A 24,464-nucleotide genomic window follows, 5' to 3' on the forward strand; every position below is an offset into this window, starting at 1 on the left:
CCGCCGTTTCCGTGGGCACTGGCGCGCGGGGCTCGGCTCAATCTGCGGGCGCATCAAAAAAATCGGAGATCACCATGCAAACTCGCCGTCAATTTGTCCGGGCTTCTGTTGTCGCAGCAGCGCTGGTTGCAGTCCTCTCGGGATGCTCGACGACAGGCAACTCGCCAGCCACACCCGAAGCCAACAATTCACGCAAGCAGTCCATCGACGCCGCAGCCGACGGCACGCTTTCACGACTGTTTTCGACGGTTTCCGGTTCGCGCGAACTGGTGGGCAAGGCACAAGGCGTGCTGGTGTTTCCCTCCGTCATTCAGGCCGGTGTGATCGTGGGGGGACAGCACGGTGACGGTGTTCTGCGCGTCGGCACGCGCACGAGCGGGTATTACAGCGTCTCGTCGGCTTCCGTAGGCGCCCAGTTGGGGATGCAATCGAAGTCGATGGTTTATCTGTTCATGACGCAGGAAGCGCTCGACAAATTCGTCAATTCGAACGGCTGGTCGGCCGGTGCTGACGCCTCTGTGGCCATCGTCAAAGTGGGCGCCAATGGTCAGATCGATACGACGACGACCAGTCACCCGGTCGAAGCGTTTGTCATGACCAACAGCGGACTGATGGGTGACATTTCGCTTTCCGGGACCAAGATCAGCCGATTGGATCTGTGAGCTGACACTTCACCCCGGCAAGCTGACCAAAATCTCCCGCGCCTTCGCCAGTACGGGCGCATCCACCATCTTCCCGTCGAGCGCGACGGCCGCCCCGCCGCTCGCCTCGGCCGCCGCGACCACGCGCCGGGCCCATGCGATGTCGTCGTCGCGCCACGCAAACGCGGCGTGCACGGCAGCAATCTGTTTCGGATGAATGCACAGCTTGCCGCGAAAGCCGAGACGTCTCGCGCGGCGAGCTTCCTGCTCGATCACGTCCGCGTCATCAAACACCGTGGTCACGCCGTCCACCGGAGCGCCAATGCCTGCCAGCCGCGACGCCAGCGTCAGTTGCGAGCGGAAGTAGAGCAACTCGTCGCCGTCGCCTTCGATGCCGATATCGAGTTGAAAGTCGATTGTGCCGAACATCAGCCGTTCGACTCGGGGCGACGCCGCGATGGCATCGAGCCCGCCAAACGCGCGGGCGCTCTCGATCAACGGTACGATGCGCAACGCGTCGTGAGCACCCGTGGCTGCTGCGATCAACGTGGCGGCGTCTTCCGCCTTCGGCACCACCAGACCGGCCACACGCGGCAACGCCGCGAGCGCGCGCACGTCGTCGGCGAACCAGTCGGTCGTCACCGCATTGATGCGCACATAGATGGGGATGTTCCCCGCGGCTGCCTCGCCCGCCAGCCACTCATGCACCTGCGCACGGGCAGTGATTTTGCCGGCAAGCGGCACGGCGTCCTCGAGATCGACGATGACGGCGTCGGCGCCCGCAGCAAGCGCCTTTTCGAATCGCTCGGGACGATTGCCCGGCACAAACAACCACGAACGCAATGACATGATCGGTATCTCCTTGCGCGTCAGACCGCGTGCCCGGCGTGCATCTCGGCGATCTGCGCGGCCGTGAGACCCAGCTCGGCGAGAATCGCGTCGGTGTGTTGCCCCAGCGCGGGAATCGGGTCCATGCGCGGCGCAAACGACGCCGGCACACCCGGCGGCAGCGGTGCTGTCACCGGACCGTTCGGCGTCTGCACTTGTGTCCAGCGACCGCGTGCCGCCAGTTGCGGGTGATTCCACACGTCGTGCATCGAATTCAGGTTGGCATTGGCAATGCCGACCGCATCAAGGCGCGCGACCAGCTGCGCCGCGCTCAACTGCATGAACACGTCATTGATGATGGCGCGCAAGACCTCGCGATTCTCAAGCCGCAGCGGGTTCGAGCGGAAACGGTCATCGTCGGTCAGTTCGGGCTTTTCGAGCACCTTCTCGCAGAAAACCTTCCACTCGCGCTCGTTCTGCAATCCGAGCATCACCGTCTTGCCGTCGCCGGCCGCGAACGGCCCGTACGGGAAGATCGTGGCGTGCGCGGCACCGGCACGCGGCGGCGGGTTCTGGTCATCGATCGCGTAATACAGCGGAAAGCCCATCCACTCGACCATGCACTCCAGCATCGATACGTCGATGCGGCAGCCGCGTCCCGTCTTCTGGCGTTGCAGCAGCGCCGACAGAATGTTCGTGTACGCGTACATCCCCGCCGCAATATCGGCGATCGAACAACCGGCTTTTGCCGAGGCCTCCGGCGAGCCCGTCACCGACAGGAAGCCCGATTCGCTCTGGATCAGCAGGTCGTAAGCTTTTTTGTCGCGATACGGGCCATCCGGGCCGTAGCCCGAAATGCCGCACACGATGATCTGCGGATACTTCTCTGCCAGCGCCTCATAGGACAGGCCGAGCCGGTCCGCCGCGCCCGGTGCAAGGTTCTGCACCAGCACGTCGGCGTCGGCCAGCAGGCGGTGCAACACGTCCTGCGCGGCGGGCTGCTTGAGGTCGAGCGACAGACTCTCTTTCGAGCGGTTGGTCCACACGAAGTGCGACGACATGCCTTCGACGCGTGCGTCATAAGCACGGGCGAAGTCGCCGACGCCAGGGCGCTCGATCTTGATGACGCGGGCGCCGAGGTCGGCCAGTTGACGGGTGCAGAACGGCGCCGCTATGGCGTGTTCGAGCGCGATGACCTTGATGCCGTCGAGTGGCCTCATGACAACGATCTCCGGAGGAAAGTGAAAAACAGGTAGCGCGTCAGACGATCTTGGCGAGCACGATCAGGCTCAGCGTGATCGTGATCGCGCCGCCGATACGGGTGGCAATCTGCGCAAACGGCATCAGGCGCATGCGGTTCGCGGCGGTGAGAATCGCGACGTCGCCGGTGCCGCCGAGGCCGCTGTGCGTGCCCACGACAATCGCGGCGTCGATCGGGTGCATGTTCATGCGGCGCGCCACCACGAACGCAGTCACCATCAGCGTGGCCACGGTCGCGACAATGGTCACGAGCGTCGGCACGTTGAACGAATCGATGATCTTCTGCCACGGGGTAATAACCACGCCGATGGCGAACAGCAGCGGATAGGTGACTGCCGTCGCGAAGAATTTGTAGACCACGCCCGCGCCCCGCTCCAGACGCGGCGAGAACACGAAGAACACTTTGGCTGCGACCGCGAGCACCAGCATCATCACCGGCCCCGGGAGGCCCAGCGTGTTCTGCGCGAGCATGCCGACGAAGTACAGACACACGGCGATCATGCCGGCGGCGGCAATGTCGGTGGCGTCGATTGGCGCGGTGGACTTGGCGGTTTCCGGCAGGTCGTCGTCCCCCGAGCGCATCAGTTGGCCGTTACCCGTCAGCGACGGATAGCGCTTGCCGATCGCATTGAGCACGCCGGAGAACACAATCGCCGTCACGTTGCCGAGCATCACGGCCGGCAACGCTTGCGCGAGCAACTCACCCGCCGGTTGGTGCAGCACTTCGGAGTAGCCGAGCGTGAGCGGAATGACACCCTCGCCCAGACCACCGGACATGACCGGAATCACGACGAAGAACACGGTGTGGAACACGCCCATGCCGAGCAACGTGCCCACGGCCGTCCCGACCGCACCTGCGAGCAACGATCCGGCAACCAGCGGCACGAAGATGCGCAGGAAGCCGCCGATCAGCACCTTGCGGTCCATGCTCAGAATGCTGCCGACGATGATCGCGGGAATGAACAGATACAGGAAGTTGCCGGCCTTCCAGAAGTCGACGATCGGCTTGACCACGGCAGGCGGCAGCGCGTGCGTGAAAACCAGATACGACGGCAGGAACGTGACCAGAATCACCGGGCCGCCGATGCTGCGGAAAATCGGGATGCGTTGGCCGATTTCCATGCACGTGAAACTGCACACGGCGAGCAATGCAATGATCGGCGAGAGCTCTGCCGAGAGTTTGCCGGTGGCGGCGGTCGCGATCAGCGCGAGCGCCAGCACGATATGCACGGGTAGCGGCACGATGCCGATACGCATATCCATGAGGCGCCACCAGGCGTCGCGAAACCGATGAGCCGTGCCGGTCGGGGAAAGGCCGTCCGAGGGCGCATGCTCGGCCGTGCCAAGGGGGGTGCGTTCACGCATCTGCATTTGTTCTGTCTCCGATTTATGCGTTTTCCTGCCGCACTATAGGCGCGCGAAAAGCCGGAGAGGAAATACTGAATTCGGATACGGGCATAGGTTCAACCTATGGCCAAACGCCAAAATGGTTCTCGCGAACTAAGAATTTCGACTTCGATCGCCATTTCATCGGAACGCATATAGGGGTACGCTATGACCCACTCCCCCTACTCCTTGCCCCCAAAGCTCATGGATGTCCGGCAACTGCGCAACTTCGTGGCCATCGTCGATAGCGGCAGCCTCTCGAAGGCGGCCGAACGGCTGCTGATCGCTCAACCGTCGCTGAGTCAGCAGTTGCGCACGCTCGAAGAGGAATTGCAGACGCAGTTGCTGATTCGCAGCGCGCAAGGCGTCGTGCCGACCGATGCGGGCAAGACGCTGTATCGCCATGCACGCGTCGTTCTGCGGCAGATGGAGCAGATTCGCGAAGAGGTTCGCGAGGGGGGCGGCAGCGAAGCGGGGCCGGTGGCGGTGGGCTTCCCGACGACGATTGCCGCGATTCTCGCGGTGCCGTTGTTCCAACGCGTGCGCACGCAATATCCCGGCATTCGTTTGCAGATTTTCGAGAGCATGAGCGGCTACATCAGCGAGTTGCTCGCCAATGGCCGGCTGGATCTCGCGATGCTGTTTCGCGATTCGGAAACGCGCGGCATCTCGGTCATGCCGTTGTTCGACGAGGAACTGTATGTGATGGGCGGACATCTGGTCTGCCCGGAGACAGACGCTGACACAGACACCGCCCCCGGTGCCCGCGAACATAGCAACGATGTCGCGAGCGGCACCTGTGAACTGGCGCGGCTGGCGAATGTGCCTCTGGTAGTCCCGAGCGCGTCGAACGGCTTGCGTCTGCTCATCGAGCGCAGCTTCTCGCAGGCCAACGTCGAGTTGAACATCGTTGCCGACATCGATTCGCTGCCCACGCTGATCGATATCGCGCGCGCCGGCGACGCGTGTGCGATCTTGCCTGCGTCGGCACTCGCCCCACGCGACCCCGCGCTAAGGCCGAAGGCGCTGCGCATTGTGTCGCCGCAGATGGTACGACCGGCCAGCGTGTGCTGGTCGAACTCGCTGCCGGTAGGCTCAGCCACGCTGGCCGTGCGGCAATGCATTGCCGACCTGATCCGGGAATTACAAGCCGACGGTCATTGGACAGGGATTACCCTGCGTGCACCGGCGTAACTTCGTCGGTTACCGAACGGACCGGCAGCGATATTGCGGGCATCGTGGGTCTGTAAAGTCACACGGAGCCCCGTCATGGAACAACCGTCATCCCCCGATTCACCGAATACCACCCGTTGGATTGCCACGACTACGTGTCTCACGCTCGCGATGGCTACCCCCTTCGCACAAGCGGCCCCGATGCAAGCGGGCGCGGGCACACCGGGACAGCCGCACCTCATGAACATGGCCGCGCGCTCACGTATCGAAACTCGTATTGCCGATCTCCACACGAAGTTGCATATCACGCGCACTCAGGAAGGTCCGTGGAAGGAGTTTGCAGACGTCATGCGTGCCAACGCAGACGCCATGACGACGCTGGCGCAATCGAGAAAGGACAATCAGAACCGGATGACTGCGCTCGACGACATGAAGTCGTACCGCGATCTCGCGCAGATGCATGCCGACGGGGTCACCAAACTAGTGCCGCCGTTCGAGGCGCTGTACAACAGCATGACCGACGCGCAGAAGGCGAATGCGGACGCCGTCTTCAGATCCGCAGAACATCACGCATCGCCGGCGAAATGACATGCCAACGCACGGGCATGACTCCCCGTGCGGGTGGACAACCTGCTTGAGCCTGCGAACGTCAGATGAATTGCGCTGATACGGTAATCAGCATGAGTGTGATGAACAACAGCGTTTCGTAAGACATGACGACCTCGCCGAACGATACCTGCAAAGGCAACCGTTCGTTGTCAGTGCTTACGGTTTTGCTTGTGATGATCCTGTGAGCGCGTCTTGCCGTCGTCGACATGTGCCGCCTGATCGCCAGCGGCGTCCAGAGGCGGTGTGTCGTGGGCATGCACGGGCGGCGTCGCGGGTGACTTCCCGGCGAGTTTCGAATGGGTAATTTCCGGGGGATGTTGATTCGACCACATCTTTTCGGGGAACTTGTTCTTTTGCCCGGGAGGCGCAAGCATTCGCTTGTCCCTTTTCTGCCCGGTGCGTTGTTTGCCTGATTTGTCCATAGTGCTCTCCAGCGTGACGGCCACCGAGATCGACAACCGTTGATGTCGTCGATACTGACCGGCTTGGCAGGCGGCGTCTGTACGCCACCGTGCGCTAAGCGTCGAACTATTTGGCAGAAGTCGTGGTCATGTTAAGTTGTGCCCATCGCCCCCTATGACGGGCTTGCGCTTCGGCGTGCCCCGTTCTGTCAAACCAATGCGACACGTCTTTTTCGGCTGGCTGCTTACTTTCTTCGTCACGGCTGCACATGCGGCCACGCCTGTCACACCTGCAAGCGCGCCCGCGGCGCTCCAGCCAGCATCGGCAGCGCAGGCCAACACGGCACCCGCGCTGACCCCGCAACAGGCCCAACAGGCGCTCTCCGTGCTGGAGAATCCGCAAGATCGTGCGCGAGTGGAAACGACGCTGCGGGCCATTGCCGCCGTCGGCGCCTTGAGCGCACCGCCCGCAGTGGCGAGCGCCCCCGCCGCTGCATCGTCTTCGGCGGCAGCACCAGCCACCGCTGCGCCAATCGCCTTGCAGTCGAATGGACTGGCGTCGATGCTGGTGCATCAAGGGTCTCGCTGGGCGACGCAAATCGGCGCCGGCTTGCGTGAGTCGCTGCACTCGCTGCTCGACGTCGGTTCCGTCAACGGCTGGTGGCGCGACACCGTGGGTCATGCCGACGCGCGTGCCGACCTGCTGCATGCGGTGCTGATCATTCTCGCGGTGCTGATGCCCGCGTTCGCGATCGAATGGGTCGCAAGGCGGCTGTTACGCCGTTTGCTGAACGAACTCGCTGCACGCCACGATTCCGCGACACCATCGGACACATCATCTGCGACCGAGAGCCCGGAGTCACGAGGCCAAGGCCACGCGCAGCAACACAAGAACCTGCTGGGGCGCATGCCGCGCGCGTTCGTCACGCTGGTGCTACGCCTGTTACCCCTGCTCGTCTTCGCGGGCGTTGCCAGCCTGATGATGTCGTTGCTCGTCGTCGACGGTACGCCGGTGGAAGCAGCGCTCGGTTCGCTCATCGATATCTATGTGATCTGCCGGCTGATCACGCTCGTCAGCCGGTTGTTCTTCCAGCCCGACGCGCCGCAACTCCGGCTGCTGCACATGGGCGACACCGGGGCCGCGTTCGCCCAACGCTGGATCATGCGTATCGCGTTGGTTGTCGGTGTCTGCACGGCCTTGGTGGAAATCGCCGCCAACTTCGGTCTCAGCGATGCGGGCCATGTGGCGTTGCTCAAGACCGTCGCCCTGATCGGCCACCTGCTCGTGTCAGTGCTCATCATTCAATGCGCGCGCCCCGTCGCGACACGCATCCGAACCTATTGCGCGAAGCATCCGTCACTCGCCATGGTCGGTGGCACGCTGGCGAGCGCATGGGCACCCGCATCGATCTTCGTCGTGATGGCGCTTTGGTTCATCTGGGCGCTCGATGTGCACAACGGCTATCGCGTGTTGATTACGCTGGGCGGACGCACGCTTGCCGTCATCATCGGCATGCGCCTGCTGTCCATCGTCCTGTTCGGCGCACTCTCCCGCGCGTTCGAGCGGCGCGACGAAGACCGCACGCTCGTCCACCGCCACGCCTACCGTTATTACCCGCTGGTCCGGGGCGTCATCTCGGTCATCGTCGGCATCATCAGTGTGGCGCTGTTGTTGCAGGTGTGGGGCGTGCCGGTCTGGCAGACCTTTGAATCGAGCACCATCGGCCATCGTCTGGCCTCGGCCCTGATCACCATCGCGGTGGCCGCCGCCATCGCACTCGTCGTGTGGGAAGCCGCGAACATCGCCATCGAGCGGCGTCTTCAGCAATGGACACACCAGGGCGACGTGATGCGCGCCGCCCGCCTGCGCACGTTGTTGCCGATGCTGCGCGCGTTGCTCTTCTCGTGCATTGCGCTCGTGGTCATCCTCACAGGCATGAGCGAAATCGGTGTGAACATCGGCCCCCTGCTCGCCGGTGCCAGCATCTTCGGCGTCGCGCTCGGCTTCGGCTCGCAGAAGCTGGTGCAGGACTTCATCACCGGCATCTTCCTGCTGATGGAGAACGCATTGCAAGTCGGCGACTGGGTCACCCTCGCGGGCGTCTCGGGCACCGTGGAATACCTGTCGATCCGCACGGTCCGGTTGCGCGCGAGCGACGGTTCGCTGTACACCGTACCGTTCAGTTCGGTGACCACCGTCAACAATACGAATCGCGGGCTGGGCAACGCAGCGGTGAAAGTTAGCATTGCCTACGGAGAAGACATCGACCGTGCGGTCGCCACGCTCAAGGAAATTGGTGCTGCACTGCGAGAGGATCCCGCGTACCGCGACGGCATCAAGTCGGACTTCAGCTACTGGGGTGTCGATCAGGTCGATGGCGCGGCCATCGCGCTCAGCGGACAAATGCAGTGCACCGACACAACGCGCTGGGGCGTGCAACGCGAATTCAACCGTCGCATTGCCGAGCGCTTCCGCGAGCAAGGCATCCGTATCGCCAACCCGCAGCGCAGCATGGTGGCGTTCGAGGACGGTGCGCCGCATCAGTAAATTCCCGCACTCCTAATCCCGCGCATCACGCCGGAGGCAGGCACCACGGGCCTGCCGGCCCGGCGTTCGGTTCGAGCACCGACGCATCAGCACAAATTGGGGTGGCGAAGCGCGATTGGCTGACTACAATTTGTACGTGCAGTCCACAAGATAAGCACTGATACGAAGCAAAACATCCGGACGCTCGCTCGCAAGGGCGATCAGTCAGGAAGCAGGGGCCCTCACGTGACGTTTCAACCGCTCCAGGGGAGGCATGTCCATGACGTGCCTAAACGAAACGATTGTCGGCGCAATGCTCTTTTCGCTCGGCGGATTCGCGTTCGCTGGCGGACCCGGCACAGACTCATCCGAAGGGATGATGGTGGCAAACATTGCCCCTATCGCCTCGATGCCGCCGGAGACCGCTGCGTTGGCTCCCGAGCCTCGCCACTTCCTCCACCGCTTCGAGACGACGCCACAACCACCGGCGCCCACTGCCTCGAACGAGGGTCCTGCACTCTTCCCCTTCACGCCCTCAGTCGCGCGCATCGACGACACTGTCGACAGTGCGTATGTCGTGCCGCCGGGTTACGACGTGCGCCACCTCACAGGGAACGCCACTGCATCGCCGGGACAACCTCCCGGGCAGGCGACGGGATCCACCGGGACCAGCGCGCTTCGCGGGCTGCCGTCATCGGTTGCGCAAGTCTCCATCGTTCAGTGGAACAACGAAGACTCGAAGCTCGGCTCATCGCCCCAGCGCGGCTTGCAAGTGCGCACTGACGACTGGGTCGTCTCGGCGAGCGCACGGGTTGCCCTGTTCCGCTCCCACGACACCGGCGCCACCATCTACGTGCGACGACGCTTCTGAACGCGTCGCACCGGTCAGCATCACGGCTCAGTTTGACGAGAGCCGGTCGATCATCATCGCGACGAAGGTATCCGCCACTGGCGGCAGCGTGCGTCCACGCTTCTTGATCAAAGCAATGGGACGCAGGAACGCGGGATCGTCAATCGTCTTCACGCGCAACTCAGGCTCGGCCCTCACCTCACGTGCCGACGCGGGCAGAATCGTCACACCGAGTCCGGCGCGCACCATCGCGACGGCCGTCATCATGTAAGTCGCTTCGCAGGCAATCTCCGGCGTGTGACCCGCGTCGGCGAAAGCACTGTCGACTACCGCCCGCACGCTCGTGCCTTGCGATGTCAGGACAAGCGGTTCGCCCGCAAGATCGGCCAACGTGATGCGTCTGCGGCGTGCCAGCGAATGCTGTTGCGGCAACACGGCCACCAGCCGATCGCCGCCCGCATGCAACACTTCAAACGCGGGGTCGTTCAACTCACCGCCTGTCAGGCCAATATCGACTTCTTCATTACGCACCAGCGTATTCACCACACCGGCGACCGCGTCGCGCACATGAAACCCGGCGCGCGGCACGACGGCCTTCACTTCCTGAATCAGCTCGGGCAACACGCTCGCCGCGAACGTGGGCAAGCACGCGATGCGCACCGTACCGGTTGATCCATCGCCCAGCGAGCGCGCGTCGACCAGCACCTGCTCCATGTCTTGCAGTGACTTTTGCAATAGCGGCAACAGATCGCGTCCCGTCGGCGTGAGCGCCACATTGCGACTATTGCGATCGAAGAGCCGCACACCCACCGTCTCCTCCAGCCGACGGATCTGCACGGTCAGTGCCGGTTGCGACAAGTGCAGCCGTGTGGCCGCCCGCGTGAAGCTGCCGGTCTGTGCAACCGCGATAAAAGCACGAATGTCCCGAAGGTTCAGATCCATTATGGTTTGTAATGACTGCAATCAAATCATTTCAATTGATTTATCACAGCCCCGAACTTACGCTCCATCGCATTAAAAGACAATATTTGGAGACAAGCACATGCTGCCATTACTGGGGCTGGCGACCATCGTCGTGCTGCTCGGCGCGATTCTCTCGAAGCGGATGTCGCCGCTCGTAGCACTCATCATCGTGCCGATCGTCGCGTCGCTCATCGGCGGGTTCGGCTTTCAGACCAGCAAGTTCGTGATCGACGGGCTCAAGAGCCTGGCACCGGTCGTGGGCATGTTTGTCTTCGCCATTCTTTATTTCGGCACGATCACCGACGCGGGCACGCTCGACCCGATCATCGACCGCATTCTGCGCGCCGTGGGTACACGCCCCAGCCGCATCGTGGTGGGTACGACGTTGCTGGCGCTGCTGATTCACCTCGACGGTTCGGGTGCGGTCTGCTTCCTTGTCACCATCCCCGCGATGCTGCCGCTCTACGATCGCCTCGGGATGGACCGGCGCGTGCTGGCCGCCGCCGTGTCGATGGCCGCAGGCATCAACTTCCTGCCTTGGACGGGGCCGATGATTCGTGCGTCGGCATCGCTGCATCTGCCCGTGTCGAGCCTGTTCAATCCGTTGATTCCCGTGCAGGCGGTCGGACTGGTGTTCGTGTTCGGCATGGCGTACTGGCTGGGCCGTCGCGAGGAGAAGCGTCTGGGTCTGACTGGCGGCAGTGCTTCGGTGCCGGTACCCAAGCGCGAACTCACCCCGGAAGAACAGGCACTGCGCCGACCCAAGAACTTCTGGTTCAACATCGTGCTCACCCTGATCGTGCTCGGCACCATGGTCGTCATGGGCGAGAAGATTCCGCCGGCGATCATGTTCATGGTCGGCCTGTGTATCGCACTGATGGTGAACTATCCGAACGTCGACATGCAGCGCAAGCGCATCGACGCCCATGCGCGTGCCGCCCTGATGATGGCGGGCGTGTTGCTCGCTGCCGGCGTCTTTACCGGTGTGATGCAGGGCAGCGGCATGCTCAAGGCGATGGCGCAGGCCGCCGTCGGCTTTGTGCCGCCGGAGATGGCCGGACACATTCCAGTGGCGCTCGGGCTGATGTCGATGCCGCTGAGCATGCTGTTCGACCCCGACTCGTTCTACTTCGGCGTGTTGCCGGTGATTGCCGAAGTGGCTGGTCAACTGGGTGTACCGGCGGTGCACGTCGGTCAGGCCGCCTTGCTGGGTCAGATGACGACCGGTTTCCCGGTCAGCCCGCTCACGCCGGCCACTTTCCTCGTCGTGGGCCTATGCGGCATCGACCTCGCCGATCATCAGAAATTTACGTTCCCGTTGTTGTTCGGTGCGTCGATCGTCATGACGATCGCGGCCGTCGTCCTCGGCGTTTTCCCTATCTAAGCAGTCATCACCGGATGCTATTCGCATGACAGCCCATCAAGACACTGGCCGCATCCGGATCGGCGCGGGCGCGGGATATTCCGGCGACCGCATCGAACCGGCCGTCGAACTCGCGGAACATGGCGCCCTCGACTATCTCGTCTTCGAATGCCTCGCCGAACGCACGATTGCCATCGCGCAACAGGCGCGGCGCCGGGACCCGCAACAAGGTTACGACCCGCTGCTCGAAGCGCGCATGCGCGCAGTGCTGCCCGCCGCAATGCGCAACGGCGTGCGGATCATCTCGAACATGGGCGCAGCCAATCCGTTGGCGGCTGCGCAAAAGACGGCACAAATCGCCCGCTCGCTCGGACTCGATAACGTGAAGGTCGCTGCCGTCACCGGCGACGACGTGCTCGACGTGGTCATGCGCAGCGACCTGAACTTTGAAGAGTCCGGTGAGCCCGTCGCGGCCTACCGTGATCGCATCGTGTCGGCCAACGCGTATCTGGGCGCGGCGGGTATCGTCGACGCGCTCGCCGCGGGTGCCGACATCGTGCTGACCGGCCGCGTCGCCGACCCGTCGCTCTTTGCCGCCCCGCTGATTCACGCGTTCGGCTGGCGCATGGATGACTGGCACACGCTGGGTCAGGCGACCGTTGTGGGCCATCTGCTGGAATGCGCTGGGCAAGTGACCGGCGGCTACTTCGCCGATCCGGGCGTCAAGGACGTGCCGAATCTGGCGCGTCTCGGTTTCCCGATTGGCGAGGTGTCGGCCGACGGCTCCGTGGTCATCACCAAGGTGCCGGGATCGGGGGGCCATGTGACGCCCGCGACTTGCAAGGAACAACTGCTGTACGAGATTCACGATCCGCGCCGGTATCTGCAACCCGACGTCGTTGCCGATTTCTCTGAAGTCGTCGTGAGGGAAGAAGCCACAGACCGCGTGCGAGTCACTGGCGGGCAAGGCACGCCGCGCACCGGAACGCTGAAGGTGTCTGTCGGCTATGTCGATGGTTTCATCGGCGAAGGCCAAATTTCGTATGCCGGCCCCGGTGCCGTGGCACGGGCGAGGCTCGCCCTCGATATCGTTCGTGAACGACTGACGTTGACCGGCGTGCAGACGAGCGAACTCCGCTTCGACCTGATTGGCGTGAACGCCCTGCATGGCGAAACAGCAGGTTCACACCATGCGCAACCCTACGAAGTGCGGGTGCGCGTGACGGGACGCACGGCGTCGGCAGAACAGGCCGTACGCATCGGCAATGAAGTGGAAACGCTGTACACGAATGGCCCGGCAGGGGGCGGTGGCGTGACCAAGTCGACGCGCGAAGTCCTCGCCGTGCAATCGGTGCTGTTGCCGCGCGAACACGCGACACCGGCGTTCTCCTTTGTCGAGGCCTGAGATGAAACTACGTGAACTGGCGCACTCGCGCACCGGCGACAAGGGCAATACGCTGAACGTCTCCGTCATCTGCTACGACGCGCAGCACTACGAGCACTTGCGCGCCGCGCTCACCCCTGCCTACGTGAAAGCCTTCCTGCGCGATGTCGTGCATGGCGACGTGGTTCGCTACGAGCTGCCCCGTCTGGCCGCCTTCAACTTCGTGTTGGGCAACGCGCTGGGCGGAGGCGTCACGCGCTCACTCGCGCTGGACGCCCACGGCAAGTCGCTGAGTTCGGCACTGATGGATATTGAAATCCCGGACGTGCCAGCGGTACCGGCAGCACCGGCAGCACCGGCATGAGGCCTCAGTAGTCGTCTTCGTCCATGTCATCTTCCGAGATATCTCGCTGGTCGTCGGAGGTATCGCTGGTATCGTCCTCGGAATCGTCGCCGAAGTTCAGCTTCAGCGGGCGGAGGTCTTTCGACGGTATCTTGGTGGAAGAGAACCCGTGGTGCGTCTTCACGTGCCCCACTGGAACGCGATGATCGTCGGTGGTTACGATGTACCTGCCGTCGCTCGTCGTGGCGATGCCCTTGCTGATGCGGTGTGGTGACATGCTGTAGGCCGCCTTCGTCCCCGGGGTCATGGGACCGCCGCCGAGAAAGTGGGAATGAAGGCGGTCACTGACGCGTATATTGTTGGTCGAGTGGCTGCCGAGATCCGGAATATTGCCGTGCAACGCGTTCACCTTTGACAGGAACGGGCGCAACAACGAGACATCCTTCGTCGACTTGGACGATGACCATATCTTGACGACACGATCCCGTTCGTCGCGGAAGTCCTCGATTTGCTCTTCGACCATCTGCTTGTAACCTGATGGCAAAAGGCCCTTGACGTCGCCTTTCAGATTGAGCCGCTTGCGCTGCTCGGTCGCATCAACGAGCCGGTCCGTCCAGCGGACCAGATCCAATGCCGTCTCCTTTCCGGTCCCGAACAGCAGCACGCTGGAGCGAATGTCGGAGAACGGCATACGATGCGGCATGGCGAGGTCGAAATCGCTGAGACTGATATCGCTTTTGTCCTTGCCGCTTTGTACCGACGCCGTGCCCTTGGCAAGCTCATAGGCCTTCTTGGGAAACGAAGGGCGCGAGAGCTCGCCGTCGTCATCTTCCTTTTCATACTCCTTGGCGAGGGTTGTGATGAATTCATCGAGGTCGTCGTATTCGTACGGCGCCCCGCCCTCGCCCGCCATGTCCTTGATGTGTGAGCGCCAACCGCGCCGCCACAATTCGGAACGCTCATCGCTGTCGATCTCTTCGATCAACTCCCTCGTGGTATTACCCCCCGGCTTCGTGAATTCGTCCTCGCCAATCTTGATGACGCGCTGAATCACCGGCATACGACTCACCGCGCCAGCCTGAGGACCGCCGACAACGCTTCGCTGCGCGGTCGTACGGGGGCTGCCCTCGATCAAACTGGCCAACGCCCGGCCAGCTTCACCGCGCGCACTGCGATCCATCAATTGCCGAATCCGGCCTTGGGATTGACTCTCAGGGCGAAGATCAGACTGAAAGGAGGCACGACCGCCCGCCGGTCTGTCGGCCGGCCGTCCCATCCCATGGCGTGCGTCACGCTCGGACTCGGTTGCCCTTTTCATTCGACGGTGTCCTCGTGGTTATCTGCCCGCACCCGGTGCATCGCGCCAGAGCCGGCTCCCCGCGACAATACCCCGGCTTACCGATAAACCAGCGAGGCAAACCACTGTTTGAATGGTTTGCTCCACCGCGCCGCCCACAGGCTTATGCGCCCGGCTTCACCGCCGTCACATCGATCTCGACCAGCCATTCCGGGCGCGCCAGCGCCTGCACCACGATGCCGGTCGACACGGGGAATACGCCTTTGAGCCACCGCCCCATCACCAGATAGACGGCCTCGCGATAGCGCGGGTCGATGATGTAGACGGTGACTTTGCAGATGTCCTCAAGCTTGCTGCCGCATTCTTCGAGCAGCATTGCCACGTTGGCCATCGCCTTCTCGGTCTGCGCCGTGACGTCACCAATGCCGACGGACTCGCGTGTGTCCAGATCCTGACCGATCTGGCCGCGCAGATAAATGGTGTTGCCCGCGACTACCGCCTGACAGAGATCGTTGTCGAGCTTCTGCTCCGGATACGTTTCGCGGGTGTTGAATTTGCGGATTCGGGTGTGCGTCATGAGCGTTCAGTGCGTCAGAATTTTCGAAAGGAAGCGTTTGACGGCCGGGTTGGCGGTGTCCTGAAAGAACGCGCCGGTCGGGCAGTCTTCGACGATGGCGCCGTCTTCCATGAAGACCACGCGATGGGCCACGCGCCGGGCGAAGCCCATCTCGTGCGTGACCACCATCATCGTCATGCCGTCGCGGGCGAGCTCCACCATCACGTCGAGCACTTCGTTGACCATTTCGGGGTCGAGCGCCGAAGTCGGTTCATCGAACAGCATCGCCTTGGGGTCCATCGACAACGCGCGCGCAATCGCCACGCGCTGTTGCTGACCGCCCGACAACTGGCCCGGATACTTGTGCGCGTGCGCCGACAGCCCCACACGATCGAGTAACGCGCGCGCTTTGGTGCGCGCGGTATCGGCGTCGCGTCCCAGCACGATCTGCTGGGCCAGCGTGAGGTTGCGCGTCAGGTCCAGATGCGGGAACAACTCGAAGTGCTGAAACACCATGCCGACCTTGCTGCGCAGGTTCGGCAGGCGTGTCGTCTTCGCCATGAGCGACACGCCATCGACCACGATGTCGCCCTTTTGAATCGGTTCCAGCGCATTGACGGTCTTGATCAACGTCGACTTGCCCGAGCCCGACGGCCCGCAGACCACGACAATCTCGCCCTTGTTCACTTGCGTCGAACACGCCTTCAACACGTGGTGCGTGCCGTACCACTTGTCGATGCCCCGGATATCGATGACCGGCTCGGCCGAACTCGCTTGCGGGTTCATTTGCCGGCCTGCTTGTCGGCGGGCTTGTCAAAATACCCGGCACGAATCGAAGCGCCGATCAGGTTGAGAATCAACCGGCCGGCCGTCACGCACGAGATCAGATTCGCGTCGTCCTTCTCGGGCTGAATCTCCACGATGTCCATGCCCACGACGCGCCCCTTGCGCACCAGCCCGTGAATCAGCTTGCGCGCCTGTACGAAGGTCACACCGCCCGGTGCCGGTCCTGCCACGGCGGGCATCGTCGACGGGTCCAGTCCATCCGCATCGATCGTCAGGTAGTAATTGCCGCCATCGGGAATCCGGTCGAGCACCGCATCCATCCCGATATCGTGCAACTCGTAAGCCGTGACCAGCTCGGCACCATAGGCGCGTGCGGCCACCAGTTCGGCTTCGCGCCCGCTGCCCTGAGCGCGCAGGCCAATCTGAATGATGCGATCCACGTGCGCCATTTCCGAAGCACGGCGAATCGGGCTCGACAGCCCTTCACGCACGCCGTTCACTTCGTCGCGCCAGTCCAGATGCGCATCGATATGCACGAGCGTAATCGGCCCCTTCTGATCGAGCCCGCGCAGCACCGGCGTGGTGATGCCGTGGTCGCCACCGAGCACGATGGGCATGGCACCGCCCGCCGCGATCTTGCGAACGGCCGCTTCGGCACGTGCATAGTGCTCACCCGGCTTCGTCAGGTCGGGAATGATGTCGCCGCAATCGACAAACCGCACGTCGGTGCGCCCCTGCAACAACGGGCCATCGATGTCGAAGTCGTAGTGATCGGGCTTGCGCGCCACGCGATCCGTCGCCTGACGAATTGCGGAGGGCGCATTGGTCTGGTCGTTGCTGAAGTCCGACGCTGCATACGGCGCGCCGTACGGCATGCCGAGCACGGCAATATCGGCCTTCAGGTTGTCGATGTCGAGATCGAGTTCCGAATACAGCAACGTCGGGTGGCCGATTCGCGGCGCAACGGTATAGGTAGTCATCGTGTTGTCCTTGGTGGTGGCGTTCGAGAGAGGTCGCAGTGCCGTCAGACGTGGCGGGCGCGTCGTCCGATCACGGTCTCCAGACGCCGCCCCACGCTGGCCAGCACCACACTGCTGACCCAGTAGAGCAACGCCGTGGTGCCGAGCACTTCGACGTAAGCAAAGGTATTGGCGGTGAGCAGATTGCTCTGGTAGGTCATCTCCGGCAGGCTCATCACCGAGAAAATGGCCGAGTCCTTGAACATCATGATCACGAGGCTGGTCGTCGGCGGCACGAGAAAGCCGAACAACTGCGGCGCGACGATGTGGCGCTGCGTCTGCCAGTACGTCATGCCGAGAGAGAGCGCCGCATGGGTCTGGCCACGCGCCACACTGCGCAATGCGGCGCGCAGGATTTCGCAGAAATAACCGCCGGTGTAGAACGCCGTGCACCCCACTGCGACCGTCATTGCCGATGCGCCGATGCCGAGCTTGGGCAGCCCGAAGAACGACAGGTAGACGAGAATCAGGTAAGGAATGTTGCGCACCAGTTCCACGTAGGCGAGCGCCACGGGCTTGAGCAACGTGCGGGATTGCGTGGCATACGCGGCCACGATGCCGATCAGAATGCCCATCGGAATGCCGATCACGCTGACCAGCGCGCTGACGCGCAGCCCTTCCAGCAAGACCGGGACAGCGTCTCTGACGATGGTGAAATCAATGACCATGGGGCAGCATCCTCGACACCCGGCGTTCGCACATGCGCGACGCTGCCGAGATGCAGAACAGAATGACGAAGTACACCGCTGCGGTGACCGCGAACACTTGCAACGGCAGATCGGTTTGCAATGTCGCGTTGCGCGCCACGGTGGCCAGCTCGGGCACGGCGATGATCGACATCAGCGACGACGCCTTGAGCAGAATCGTGAACTCGCTCGTGAGCGGCGGAATCGCCCGGTAGATCACCTGCGGCAGCAGCACGTGACGCCAGACGTACGGCGCGCGCATGCCCAGCGCATACGCGGCGGCACGCTGCCCCGGCGAGATCGTGCCGAGCGCACCGCGCAGAATCTCCACGATGTAGGCGCTCGTGTTGCACGCCAGCGCGGCGATGCCTGCGGTGATCGGCGAGATCGAGATATCGAGCATCGCCGGCACCATGTAGTACGCGATCAGCATGTGAATCAGCGCTGGCGTGCCACGAATCAGACTCACCCACAACACCACGAACGAGCGCACGGGCGCGAAGGGCGCGATGCGCGCAATCAGCAGCACGATGCCGAGCGCCATCCCGATCACGAACGCCACCGCCGACGCGCCGATGGTCACGGCCGTGCCCGAGACCACACCCTCGAGAAACGGGGCGATGACGCCGCTTTTATCGATCCAGTCCAGCATGGCGGCGGCCGTCAGATCGCGCCAGCAGGCAGATAGTTTTCGCGCGGCGTTTCCATCGGCGCGCCAAACCACTTCTTCTGCAAGACGGCCAGTTTGCCGCTCGCCCGGAACTCGTCGAGCGAGTCGTTGATGAACTTGCGGATTTCGAGATCGTTGGGGTTGGCGACCCATGCGAGCAACTTGGGCTGACCGATTTCACCGGCGATGCGAAACACGTTGGGTTGCTTGCGCATCTGCACGGCGGCGATGTTCGAGGGCATCAGCGCGACGTCCACGTTCTTGTTCGACAGCGCATTCGAGACATCCGGGTACGCCTGAAACAGCTTGGTCCCCGCGTAGCCCTTGCCGGTCTTTTCTTTCAGTTCTTTCTCGAACTCGTCGGCGACCGGCTGGGACGATGAGCCCATCTGCGTGCCCACGGTCTTGCCGCCGATGTCCATGTCGCGTTTGATCGACGTGTCGTCGGCGCGCACCATCAGCACCGAGCGCACGACACCCACCGGCTGGCTGAACGCAAAGCGCTTGGCGCGCTCGGGCGTGATGCCCACGCTCGTCGCGACGAAGTCGAACTTGTGCGACATCAGGCCCGGCAGCAAGCCTTGGAACGGCAGATTCATCTGTTCGAGCTTCACGCCGAGTTTGGCGGCCATCAACTCGAGCACGTCGTGACCGTAGCCGACCACCTGCCCGTTTTCGACATATTCGAACGGCTCATACGCCGCTTCCGTGCCGACGGTGAGCTTGCCGCGCTTCTTGATGTCGGCCAGCGTGCCGCCCTCGGCAAACGCCAGCGTCGGCAGCGCGAACACCGCGCCCGAGGCAAGCGTCGCCTTCACAAAGGATCTTCTGGACCAGGTCTTCATAGCGTGCCTCGCGTTGTGGGGTGTTGTTGAATCTGTCCGGCCGTACGGGTCATGACGACCTCATGTCAGGGGCCTTGCAATTCACTGTATGCGGGCAAAAAGATCATGAAAAATGATTTTTTTATTGGTATGGTTGCAAAAAACGTAACCTTTCCAGGAACCGATTCATGGCAGGACGGGACTTCAACGAACGGGACTTGCGCTCCCTGCGCATCTTCTGTGCCGTGGCGCAGGCCAACGGCTTCGCGGCGGCGGAAAAGCAGTTGAATATGTCGAAGGCGTCGATCAGCCGTCACATCCGCGACGTGGAAGAGACGCTGGGCGCGCGGCTTTGCGAGCGCGGCCCATCGGGGTTCGTGCTCACCCACGCGGGCAAGGTGGCGCTGGAACTGGCGCGTGATGCGCTCAAGTCGCTGGAGCGGATTCGCCCCGAGATCGACGCGGTGCGTGGCGTGCTGTCGGGCACGTTGTCGATTGGCATGGTCGAGCACATCGTGTCGGATGTGGGGTGCCATATCCCCGAGGCATTGGCCGAATTCAAGGCGCAGGCGCCGGACGTCAAGGTCGAGCTCACGGTGATGACCTTCAACGAACTCGACCTCGCCTTGCGCGAGCGCCGGGTGCAGATCGCCATTCGGGGGATGTACCGGCGCGAAGCCGGCTTCAACTACCAGCGGCTCTTTATCGAACGCCATCAGCTATTCGTGGCACGCCATCGCTTGCGCGATGCGAGCACCTTACCGCTTGTCTATCGCTCGCAGCCGTTCGTGCACGAGGCACTCAACACACTGGGGCTCACACGCGGCCCGGCGGCGTCGGGGCTGGAAGCCGTCGCAATGCTGGTGCTATCCGGGCATTACGTCGGGCTGTTGCCGCAGTATTACGCGTCACTGTTTTCGAAGCGGCACGCGCTCGTGCGGGTGCCCTCGGGGCCGGAGTACGAGAACACGATCAGCGCCATCACCGAAACCTCACGGCCGCACACACGCGCGCTGGACTTGTTTCTGGAACTGCTCGCCCGCTTTCATCCGGACGAATGACGGCAGGCGTCAGACCGTCGGCGCGAATTGGCGGCGGTACTTCACGAACCCGCGTTTGATATCACCGGCAAACCCTGAGCGCTCGAAGAACCGGTGCGCCTCGGCCCGGGCGACGGAGCTGAGCAGCATCATCTTCGAGCAGTGCTGCGCGAGACAGAATCGTTCGACTTCACAGAGCAGCGCACGGCCGACACCACTGCCACGGCACTGCGTATCGACCACGATGTTCTCGATGACGGCAAACGGTTGATCGGCATACATCGCGTCCGGGCAGACGGTGACGATCACCGTGCCGCGCACCATGCCATCCACGTCAGCGACGAAGAGCCGCGTGCGCGTGTCTTGTGCAAGCGCCTCGATTTGCGACGTCGTGACGTTCACCCTGTCGTCGTCGACCAATTGGCGATAGAGCGTCTGAAGGGCACCGCGATCGGCGGGTGTGGCAATACGAACGAGCGGCGCGGAAGGCATGACGGATCAATACGTGAACGGCAACACGAATAGCGAGAGCAGAGACGATACCGACCCGATGTGACAATCGCCACTCACTCTGCCCGATCGAACAGCGCGTATGACGTAATAGCCGGTGTCCGGGTGATTTGGGCAATCAGGCGCGACACCGCGAGCGACGGCTCGAAGGTGCGGAAAACGGCAGAAATTTCAGAATGAATCGGCGGTCCGGCCAACGGCTTGAAGACCACGCCCGGAATCGCCGTCGCACCGACCAGCACGTCCGGCACGATCGCCACGCCCTCGCCCAGCGCCACTTGCGAGAGCACCGCTACCAGCGAGCCGGGGGTCGTCGTGCCGACGGGCGTAAAGCCACCCCGTCGCGCCACTTCGTAGGTGCCCAGCGGTTGCTCGGGCACGATGAAGCGCTCGTTCTCCAACGCATCGGCATCGACGGCACCGGGCGGCGCGGCCAGTGCATGACCGGCGGGCAACGCCACGCAAAAGCTGTCGCGAAACAGCACATGCGCGCGGTGGCGGGTATGCAGATTCATCGGCATGCGCAGCAGTGCAATGTCGATACGGTTCTCGACAAGCATCATCGGCAACTCGCCCTGCGGGACTTCACGCGCGGTGACGATGACACCGGGCCACGCCTGCCGGAAGGCCGCGAGTTGCGACTGCAAGACGCCGGAGAAGACGGCCGAGCCGGCATAGCCGATCTCCACCCGCCCGGTCTCGCCACGGCCCGCCCGCTGCCCCGCGAGTACGGCCCGCTCGGCTTGTGCAAGCACCTGTCGCGCTTCCAGCAAGAACATCTCTCCGGCCGGCGTCAGCCGCACGTCGCGTCGACTGCGCACAAATAGCTGCACGCCCAAATCGCGCTCGATGTCCTGAATCTGCACGGTCAGCGTGGGTGCGGCAATGTCCAGCGCCTGTGCAGCGCGGCCGAAATGCAGCGTCTGGGCAAGCGTCACGAAGTAGCGAAAGTGCCGAAGTTCCACGAAGTCCTCATCGTTGGCAAGGGTTGCCCGCCATGCTACCGCGCCCGCCGTTCACCCGTCACCGTGCATTTCATTAGGTTGAACCTAATAACTTCGCCGCCGCCCGGCAATGACTCCCGCGCCCTCGCGTGATCGAATGACGACATTCGAATCGCCCACAACTAACGTCGCGCGTTCGCATGCTTTTGTCACCTTTGCAGGGAGTTTCATGATGATGTCGATGTCCCGTTTCAACACGCTCAATACCACTAAGACCCGTCGTGCAGCACAAGCCATTGCCGTGTCGATCGCCTTGTGCGCGGGCGCAGCCCCCCTCGTCGCGCGTGCCGCCGAACTGCCCACGCGCCCGGTGCTCACGCTCGACGCAGCCCAGAACGTCATTCGCGCCGCGCAAACCAAAGCCGCAGCCGAAGGCTGGCCGTGCGTCATCTCGGTCGTCGATGCCGGCGGCCTGCCCATCGCGCTCGTGCGCATGGACAACGCATCCGTCCCGGCGGGCGTCGATCTCGCACCGGGCAAGGCGCGTACCGCCGCCCTGTTCCGCCGCCCGAGCGGTGTGCTCGAAGATGCGCTGAACGGCAGCCGGCGTGCCGTAGGCACAGCCCCCGGCTATGTGCTGATGCGCGGCGGTCTGCCGCTCGTGGTGAACGGCACGGTCGTGGGCGCCATTGGCGTGTCGGCCGACACGCCGCAGCACGACGAAGAAATCGCCAAGGCCGGTGTCGACGGCCTGACACAACCGGATAGCAACCATGGCAACGCCCAAGTCCGCTAATTCAGGCAGCGCCGCCACGTCGCCGGAAGGCTCGGCGACGGGCAGTCTCGCGCTGTTGCTGACGGCCTCGACCGGCTGCGCGATGACGGTGCTCGACACCAACGTCGTCGGCGTGGTGCTGCCCACGATCTCCGCACAGTTGCATGCGAGCTTCGCCGACGTGCAGTGGGTCATCGGTGCCTATGTGCTGTGCTTCGCCGCGTTGTTGCTGCCCGCCGGGTCGATTGCCGACCGCTTTGGCCGCCGGCGGGTGTTTTTGTGCGGCATCGCCGGTTTCGCGTTGGCCTCGCTCGCGTGCGGTCTCGCGCCGACCGCGCAATGGCTCTATTTTTCTCGTGCCGCGCAGGGCGTCGGGGCGGCCTTCCTGCTCGCGCCCGCGCTCGCCATCATCGGTCATGGGTTTCATGAGAAAGAAGCCCGTGCCCGCGCATGGGGCTTGTGGGGCGCGGTGATGGGTCTGACGATGGTGCTCTCGCCGCTCATCGGCGGCATCATTGGCGACACGTTGGGCTGGCGCTGGGCGTTTCACGTCAACGCGCCGATTTGTGCAGCGCTGGCGTTTGCCGTCGTGCGCATCGTGCCTGAATCGAAAGCGCAGGTGCAGCGCCCTGTCGACGTGCCCGGCATCGCGTTGTTTGCCTCGGCGATGTTCTGCGTGACATGGGCGTTCATCATCGGCCCCGCGCAGGGATGGACCAGCCCGGGCATTCTGCTGCGCATTGCGGCGGGCGGTGCGTTGTTCATCGTCTTCGCGATGGTGGAGCGCGCACGTGAGCATCCGATGCTCGACCTGTCGCTGTTCCGCTCGTGGCCTTTCGCCGGTGCCACGCTCGCCATGTTCTCTTACGCCGCGTGTGCGCAAGTGATGGCCTCGTTGTTGCCGCAGTTTCTCCAGAACGCTCGGGGCGAGTCGGTGCTGGGTGCCGGTATTGCGATGCTGCCGTTCGCCGTGGCGATGTTGCTGCTGCCGCAAGTGGGAAAGCGTCTGGCGGCATGGCTGCCGTCGTACCGGATTCTCGTGATCGGGTTGGGACTCACCGGCGTGGGCAATCTGGCGATGTCGTATGTGTCGTCGCAGGGTCTGGCCCATTCGACGTTATCGCTGATGCTCGCGATGTTCGTACTCGGCAGCGGCGGCGGTTTGCTCAACGGTGAAACGCAGAAGGCCATCATGGGCACGATTGCGCGCGAGCGCGCGGGCATGGCCTCGGGCATCAGCACAACGTTCCGCTTCTCCGGGATCTTGCTCGGCTATACCGCGCTGGGCGCCGTCCTCACGGCGGGCGTGCATCGCAGCGTCGCGGCGCATTTGCCGCAAGTGCTGAGTGCAGCGCCGCTCGCTGCTGCTCACGACGTCGCCACCCGGCTCGATTTCGCCGATGCTATTTCGGCAGGCGACTTTGCGCAGGCACTGCATTTGTATCCCGCCGCACTCAACACCGCGTTGCTTGATGCCGGTCGGGTGGCGTACAGCAGCGGCTTCAGCGGCGCATTTCTTGCCGCTGGCATCTTTGCGTTCCTGTGTGCGCTGGCCGTGCAAATGAGCATGGGCCCCGCCGACGCGCGCGAGCGCCGGGGCGAGTCGGCGTCGGAGGCAGCGTGATCGCG

At 63.3% G+C, this 24,464-nt stretch carries 25 protein-coding genes; 11 read left to right on the plus strand and 14 right to left on the minus strand.

Translation table 11 applies throughout. The features are described 5' to 3' along the window. Positions 1-74 precede the first annotated feature (74 nt). Entirely contained in the window at positions 75-662 is a 588-nt protein-coding gene (locus CDV46_RS17090) for a BPSL1445 family SYLF domain-containing lipoprotein (RefSeq protein ID WP_087723802.1), read from the plus strand. A gap of 9 nt (positions 663-671) precedes the next feature. On the opposite strand, the gene CDV46_RS17095 is transcribed toward CDV46_RS17090, so the two are convergent. The 3 genes from CDV46_RS17095 to CDV46_RS17105 are packed head-to-tail and all read right to left on the minus strand — an operon-like array spanning position 672 to position 4,100. Further along, positions 672-1,490: an HpcH/HpaI aldolase/citrate lyase family protein gene (locus CDV46_RS17095; protein WP_176399099.1), complete on the minus strand. Its 819-nt coding sequence runs from the start codon at positions 1,488-1,490 to the stop codon at positions 672-674. Between the two features lie 20 nt (positions 1,491-1,510). Next, a complete protein-coding gene (locus tag CDV46_RS17100; protein WP_087689627.1) occupies positions 1,511-2,689 on the minus strand; it encodes a CaiB/BaiF CoA transferase family protein in 1,179 nt (392 codons plus the stop codon). A 40-nt stretch (positions 2,690-2,729) separates the two neighbouring features. Next, positions 2,730-4,100, minus strand: a complete 1,371-nt coding sequence (locus CDV46_RS17105) for a 2-hydroxycarboxylate transporter family protein (protein WP_254916098.1) — start codon at positions 4,098-4,100, stop codon at positions 2,730-2,732. A 219-nt stretch (positions 4,101-4,319) separates the two neighbouring features. Between CDV46_RS17105 and CDV46_RS17110 the strand changes: the two genes are divergently transcribed. After that, on the plus strand, positions 4,320-5,309 hold the full coding sequence (locus CDV46_RS17110; RefSeq protein ID WP_087723804.1) for a LysR substrate-binding domain-containing protein: 990 nt from the start codon (positions 4,320-4,322) through the stop codon (positions 5,307-5,309). 75 nt (positions 5,310-5,384) lie between these two features. After that, entirely contained in the window at positions 5,385-5,876 is a 492-nt protein-coding gene (locus CDV46_RS17115) for a Spy/CpxP family protein refolding chaperone (RefSeq protein ID WP_249277624.1), read from the plus strand. 170 nt (positions 5,877-6,046) lie between these two features. Here CDV46_RS17115 and CDV46_RS17120 read toward each other — a convergent pair whose 3' ends face one another. Then, positions 6,047-6,355: a hypothetical protein gene (locus CDV46_RS17120; RefSeq protein ID WP_140413406.1), complete on the minus strand. Its 309-nt coding sequence runs from the start codon at positions 6,353-6,355 to the stop codon at positions 6,047-6,049. A gap of 160 nt (positions 6,356-6,515) precedes the next feature. Here CDV46_RS17120 and CDV46_RS17125 point away from each other — a divergent pair, with 160 nt between their 5' ends. Continuing rightward, positions 6,516-8,846, plus strand: coding sequence for a mechanosensitive ion channel family protein (locus CDV46_RS17125; RefSeq protein WP_087724161.1), 2,331 nt, complete (start codon positions 6,516-6,518; stop codon positions 8,844-8,846). A gap of 259 nt (positions 8,847-9,105) precedes the next feature. Further along, the gene (locus CDV46_RS17130; RefSeq protein WP_087723808.1) at positions 9,106-9,696 is read left to right on the plus strand and encodes a hypothetical protein; all 591 of its coding nucleotides are present in this window, start codon (positions 9,106-9,108) and stop codon (positions 9,694-9,696) included. Between the two features lie 27 nt (positions 9,697-9,723). On the opposite strand, the gene CDV46_RS17135 is transcribed toward CDV46_RS17130, so the two are convergent. Further along, a complete protein-coding gene (locus tag CDV46_RS17135) occupies positions 9,724-10,617 on the minus strand; it encodes a LysR family transcriptional regulator (RefSeq protein WP_087723811.1) in 894 nt (297 codons plus the stop codon). A 100-nt stretch (positions 10,618-10,717) separates the two neighbouring features. On the opposite strand from CDV46_RS17135, the gene CDV46_RS17140 reads away from it, so the two are divergent. From CDV46_RS17140 to CDV46_RS17150, 3 genes are read left to right on the plus strand one after another with little or no spacing between them, the layout of a single operon-like run. Further along, positions 10,718-12,022: a CitMHS family transporter gene (locus CDV46_RS17140; protein ID WP_087689639.1), complete on the plus strand. Its 1,305-nt coding sequence runs from the start codon at positions 10,718-10,720 to the stop codon at positions 12,020-12,022. Between the two features lie 25 nt (positions 12,023-12,047). After that, entirely contained in the window at positions 12,048-13,406 is a 1,359-nt protein-coding gene (locus CDV46_RS17145) for an acyclic terpene utilization AtuA family protein (protein ID WP_087723813.1), read from the plus strand. 1 nt (position 13,407) lies between these two features. After that, positions 13,408-13,749, plus strand: a complete 342-nt coding sequence (locus tag CDV46_RS17150; RefSeq protein ID WP_087723815.1) for an AtuA-related protein — start codon at positions 13,408-13,410, stop codon at positions 13,747-13,749. A gap of 4 nt (positions 13,750-13,753) precedes the next feature. On the opposite strand, the gene CDV46_RS17155 is transcribed toward CDV46_RS17150, so the two are convergent. The 7 genes from CDV46_RS17155 to CDV46_RS17185 form a co-directional block, all read right to left on the minus strand. Continuing rightward, positions 13,754-14,908 (minus strand): hypothetical protein, encoded by a 1,155-nt coding sequence (locus CDV46_RS17155; protein WP_087723817.1) that lies wholly within the window; start codon positions 14,906-14,908, stop codon positions 13,754-13,756. Between the two features lie 280 nt (positions 14,909-15,188). Beyond that, on the minus strand, positions 15,189-15,602 hold the full coding sequence (locus CDV46_RS17160) for a RidA family protein (protein WP_087689647.1): 414 nt from the start codon (positions 15,600-15,602) through the stop codon (positions 15,189-15,191). A 6-nt stretch (positions 15,603-15,608) separates the two neighbouring features. After that, on the minus strand, positions 15,609-16,367 hold the full coding sequence (locus tag CDV46_RS17165; protein ID WP_087689649.1) for an amino acid ABC transporter ATP-binding protein: 759 nt from the start codon (positions 16,365-16,367) through the stop codon (positions 15,609-15,611). Continuing rightward, on the minus strand, positions 16,364-17,347 hold the full coding sequence (locus tag CDV46_RS17170) for an agmatinase (RefSeq protein WP_087723820.1): 984 nt from the start codon (positions 17,345-17,347) through the stop codon (positions 16,364-16,366). Before CDV46_RS17170 ends, CDV46_RS17165 begins: the two co-directional genes overlap by 4 nt. A gap of 44 nt (positions 17,348-17,391) precedes the next feature. Next, positions 17,392-18,054 carry an amino acid ABC transporter permease gene (locus tag CDV46_RS17175; RefSeq protein ID WP_087723821.1) on the minus strand — a complete coding sequence of 221 codons (663 nt, stop codon included), beginning with the start codon at positions 18,052-18,054 and terminating at the stop codon, positions 17,392-17,394. Then, positions 18,044-18,724: an amino acid ABC transporter permease gene (locus tag CDV46_RS17180; RefSeq protein ID WP_087689655.1), complete on the minus strand. Its 681-nt coding sequence runs from the start codon at positions 18,722-18,724 to the stop codon at positions 18,044-18,046. Before CDV46_RS17180 ends, CDV46_RS17175 begins: the two co-directional genes overlap by 11 nt. Positions 18,725-18,735: 11 nt before the next feature. Next, positions 18,736-19,587, minus strand: coding sequence for a transporter substrate-binding domain-containing protein (locus tag CDV46_RS17185; RefSeq protein ID WP_087723824.1), 852 nt, complete (start codon positions 19,585-19,587; stop codon positions 18,736-18,738). A 167-nt stretch (positions 19,588-19,754) separates the two neighbouring features. Between CDV46_RS17185 and CDV46_RS17190 the strand changes: the two genes are divergently transcribed. After that, positions 19,755-20,627 (plus strand): LysR family transcriptional regulator, encoded by an 873-nt coding sequence (locus CDV46_RS17190; protein ID WP_087689658.1) that lies wholly within the window; start codon positions 19,755-19,757, stop codon positions 20,625-20,627. Between the two features lie 9 nt (positions 20,628-20,636). Here CDV46_RS17190 and CDV46_RS17195 read toward each other — a convergent pair whose 3' ends face one another. After that, on the minus strand, positions 20,637-21,098 hold the full coding sequence (locus CDV46_RS17195; protein WP_087689660.1) for a GNAT family N-acetyltransferase: 462 nt from the start codon (positions 21,096-21,098) through the stop codon (positions 20,637-20,639). Between the two features lie 74 nt (positions 21,099-21,172). After that, positions 21,173-22,081, minus strand: coding sequence for a LysR substrate-binding domain-containing protein (locus CDV46_RS17200; RefSeq protein WP_087723834.1), 909 nt, complete (start codon positions 22,079-22,081; stop codon positions 21,173-21,175). Positions 22,082-22,301: 220 nt separating this feature from the next. Here CDV46_RS17200 and CDV46_RS17205 point away from each other — a divergent pair, with 220 nt between their 5' ends. Beyond that, positions 22,302-22,856, plus strand: coding sequence for a GlcG/HbpS family heme-binding protein (locus tag CDV46_RS17205; protein ID WP_087724163.1), 555 nt, complete (start codon positions 22,302-22,304; stop codon positions 22,854-22,856). Then, complete coding sequence (locus tag CDV46_RS17210; protein WP_087723837.1) at positions 22,834-24,459, plus strand: MFS transporter; 1,626 nt, start codon at positions 22,834-22,836, stop codon at positions 24,457-24,459. Before CDV46_RS17205 ends, CDV46_RS17210 begins: the two co-directional genes overlap by 23 nt. The last annotated feature ends 5 nt before the right edge of the window (positions 24,460-24,464 follow it).

Source organism: Pandoraea sp. PE-S2T-3 (assembly GCF_002179965.1).
Lineage (GTDB): Bacteria > Pseudomonadota > Gammaproteobacteria > Burkholderiales > Burkholderiaceae > Pandoraea.

Excerpts from the sequence above, each read along its gene's own strand:
- CDV46_RS17090 (WP_087723802.1), top strand. The coding sequence starts at position 75 with ATGCAAACTCGCCGTCAATTTGTCCGGGCTTCTGTTGTCGCAGCAGCG.
- CDV46_RS17095 (WP_176399099.1), bottom strand. The coding sequence starts at position 1,490 with ATGTCATTGCGTTCGTGGTTGTTTGTGCCGGGCAATCGTCCCGAGCGA.
- CDV46_RS17100 (WP_087689627.1), bottom strand. The coding sequence starts at position 2,689 with ATGAGGCCACTCGACGGCATCAAGGTCATCGCGCTCGAACACGCCATA.
- CDV46_RS17105 (WP_254916098.1), bottom strand. The coding sequence starts at position 4,100 with ATGCAGATGCGTGAACGCACCCCCCTTGGCACGGCCGAGCATGCGCCC.
- CDV46_RS17110 (WP_087723804.1), top strand. The coding sequence starts at position 4,320 with ATGGATGTCCGGCAACTGCGCAACTTCGTGGCCATCGTCGATAGCGGC.
- CDV46_RS17115 (WP_249277624.1), top strand. The coding sequence starts at position 5,385 with ATGGAACAACCGTCATCCCCCGATTCACCGAATACCACCCGTTGGATT.
- CDV46_RS17125 (WP_087724161.1), top strand. The coding sequence starts at position 6,516 with ATGCGACACGTCTTTTTCGGCTGGCTGCTTACTTTCTTCGTCACGGCT.
- CDV46_RS17130 (WP_087723808.1), top strand. The coding sequence starts at position 9,106 with ATGACGTGCCTAAACGAAACGATTGTCGGCGCAATGCTCTTTTCGCTC.
- CDV46_RS17135 (WP_087723811.1), bottom strand. The coding sequence starts at position 10,617 with ATGGATCTGAACCTTCGGGACATTCGTGCTTTTATCGCGGTTGCACAG.
- CDV46_RS17140 (WP_087689639.1), top strand. The coding sequence starts at position 10,718 with ATGCTGCCATTACTGGGGCTGGCGACCATCGTCGTGCTGCTCGGCGCG.
- CDV46_RS17145 (WP_087723813.1), top strand. The coding sequence starts at position 12,048 with ATGACAGCCCATCAAGACACTGGCCGCATCCGGATCGGCGCGGGCGCG.
- CDV46_RS17150 (WP_087723815.1), top strand. The coding sequence starts at position 13,408 with ATGAAACTACGTGAACTGGCGCACTCGCGCACCGGCGACAAGGGCAAT.
- CDV46_RS17155 (WP_087723817.1), bottom strand. The coding sequence starts at position 14,908 with ATGGATCGCAGTGCGCGCGGTGAAGCTGGCCGGGCGTTGGCCAGTTTG.
- CDV46_RS17160 (WP_087689647.1), bottom strand. The coding sequence starts at position 15,602 with ATGACGCACACCCGAATCCGCAAATTCAACACCCGCGAAACGTATCCG.
- CDV46_RS17165 (WP_087689649.1), bottom strand. The coding sequence starts at position 16,367 with ATGAACCCGCAAGCGAGTTCGGCCGAGCCGGTCATCGATATCCGGGGC.
- CDV46_RS17170 (WP_087723820.1), bottom strand. The coding sequence starts at position 17,347 with ATGACTACCTATACCGTTGCGCCGCGAATCGGCCACCCGACGTTGCTG.
- CDV46_RS17175 (WP_087723821.1), bottom strand. The coding sequence starts at position 18,054 with ATGGTCATTGATTTCACCATCGTCAGAGACGCTGTCCCGGTCTTGCTG.
- CDV46_RS17180 (WP_087689655.1), bottom strand. The coding sequence starts at position 18,724 with ATGCTGGACTGGATCGATAAAAGCGGCGTCATCGCCCCGTTTCTCGAG.
- CDV46_RS17185 (WP_087723824.1), bottom strand. The coding sequence starts at position 19,587 with ATGAAGACCTGGTCCAGAAGATCCTTTGTGAAGGCGACGCTTGCCTCG.
- CDV46_RS17190 (WP_087689658.1), top strand. The coding sequence starts at position 19,755 with ATGGCAGGACGGGACTTCAACGAACGGGACTTGCGCTCCCTGCGCATC.
- CDV46_RS17195 (WP_087689660.1), bottom strand. The coding sequence starts at position 21,098 with ATGCCTTCCGCGCCGCTCGTTCGTATTGCCACACCCGCCGATCGCGGT.
- CDV46_RS17205 (WP_087724163.1), top strand. The coding sequence starts at position 22,302 with ATGTCCCGTTTCAACACGCTCAATACCACTAAGACCCGTCGTGCAGCA.
- CDV46_RS17210 (WP_087723837.1), top strand. The coding sequence starts at position 22,834 with ATGGCAACGCCCAAGTCCGCTAATTCAGGCAGCGCCGCCACGTCGCCG.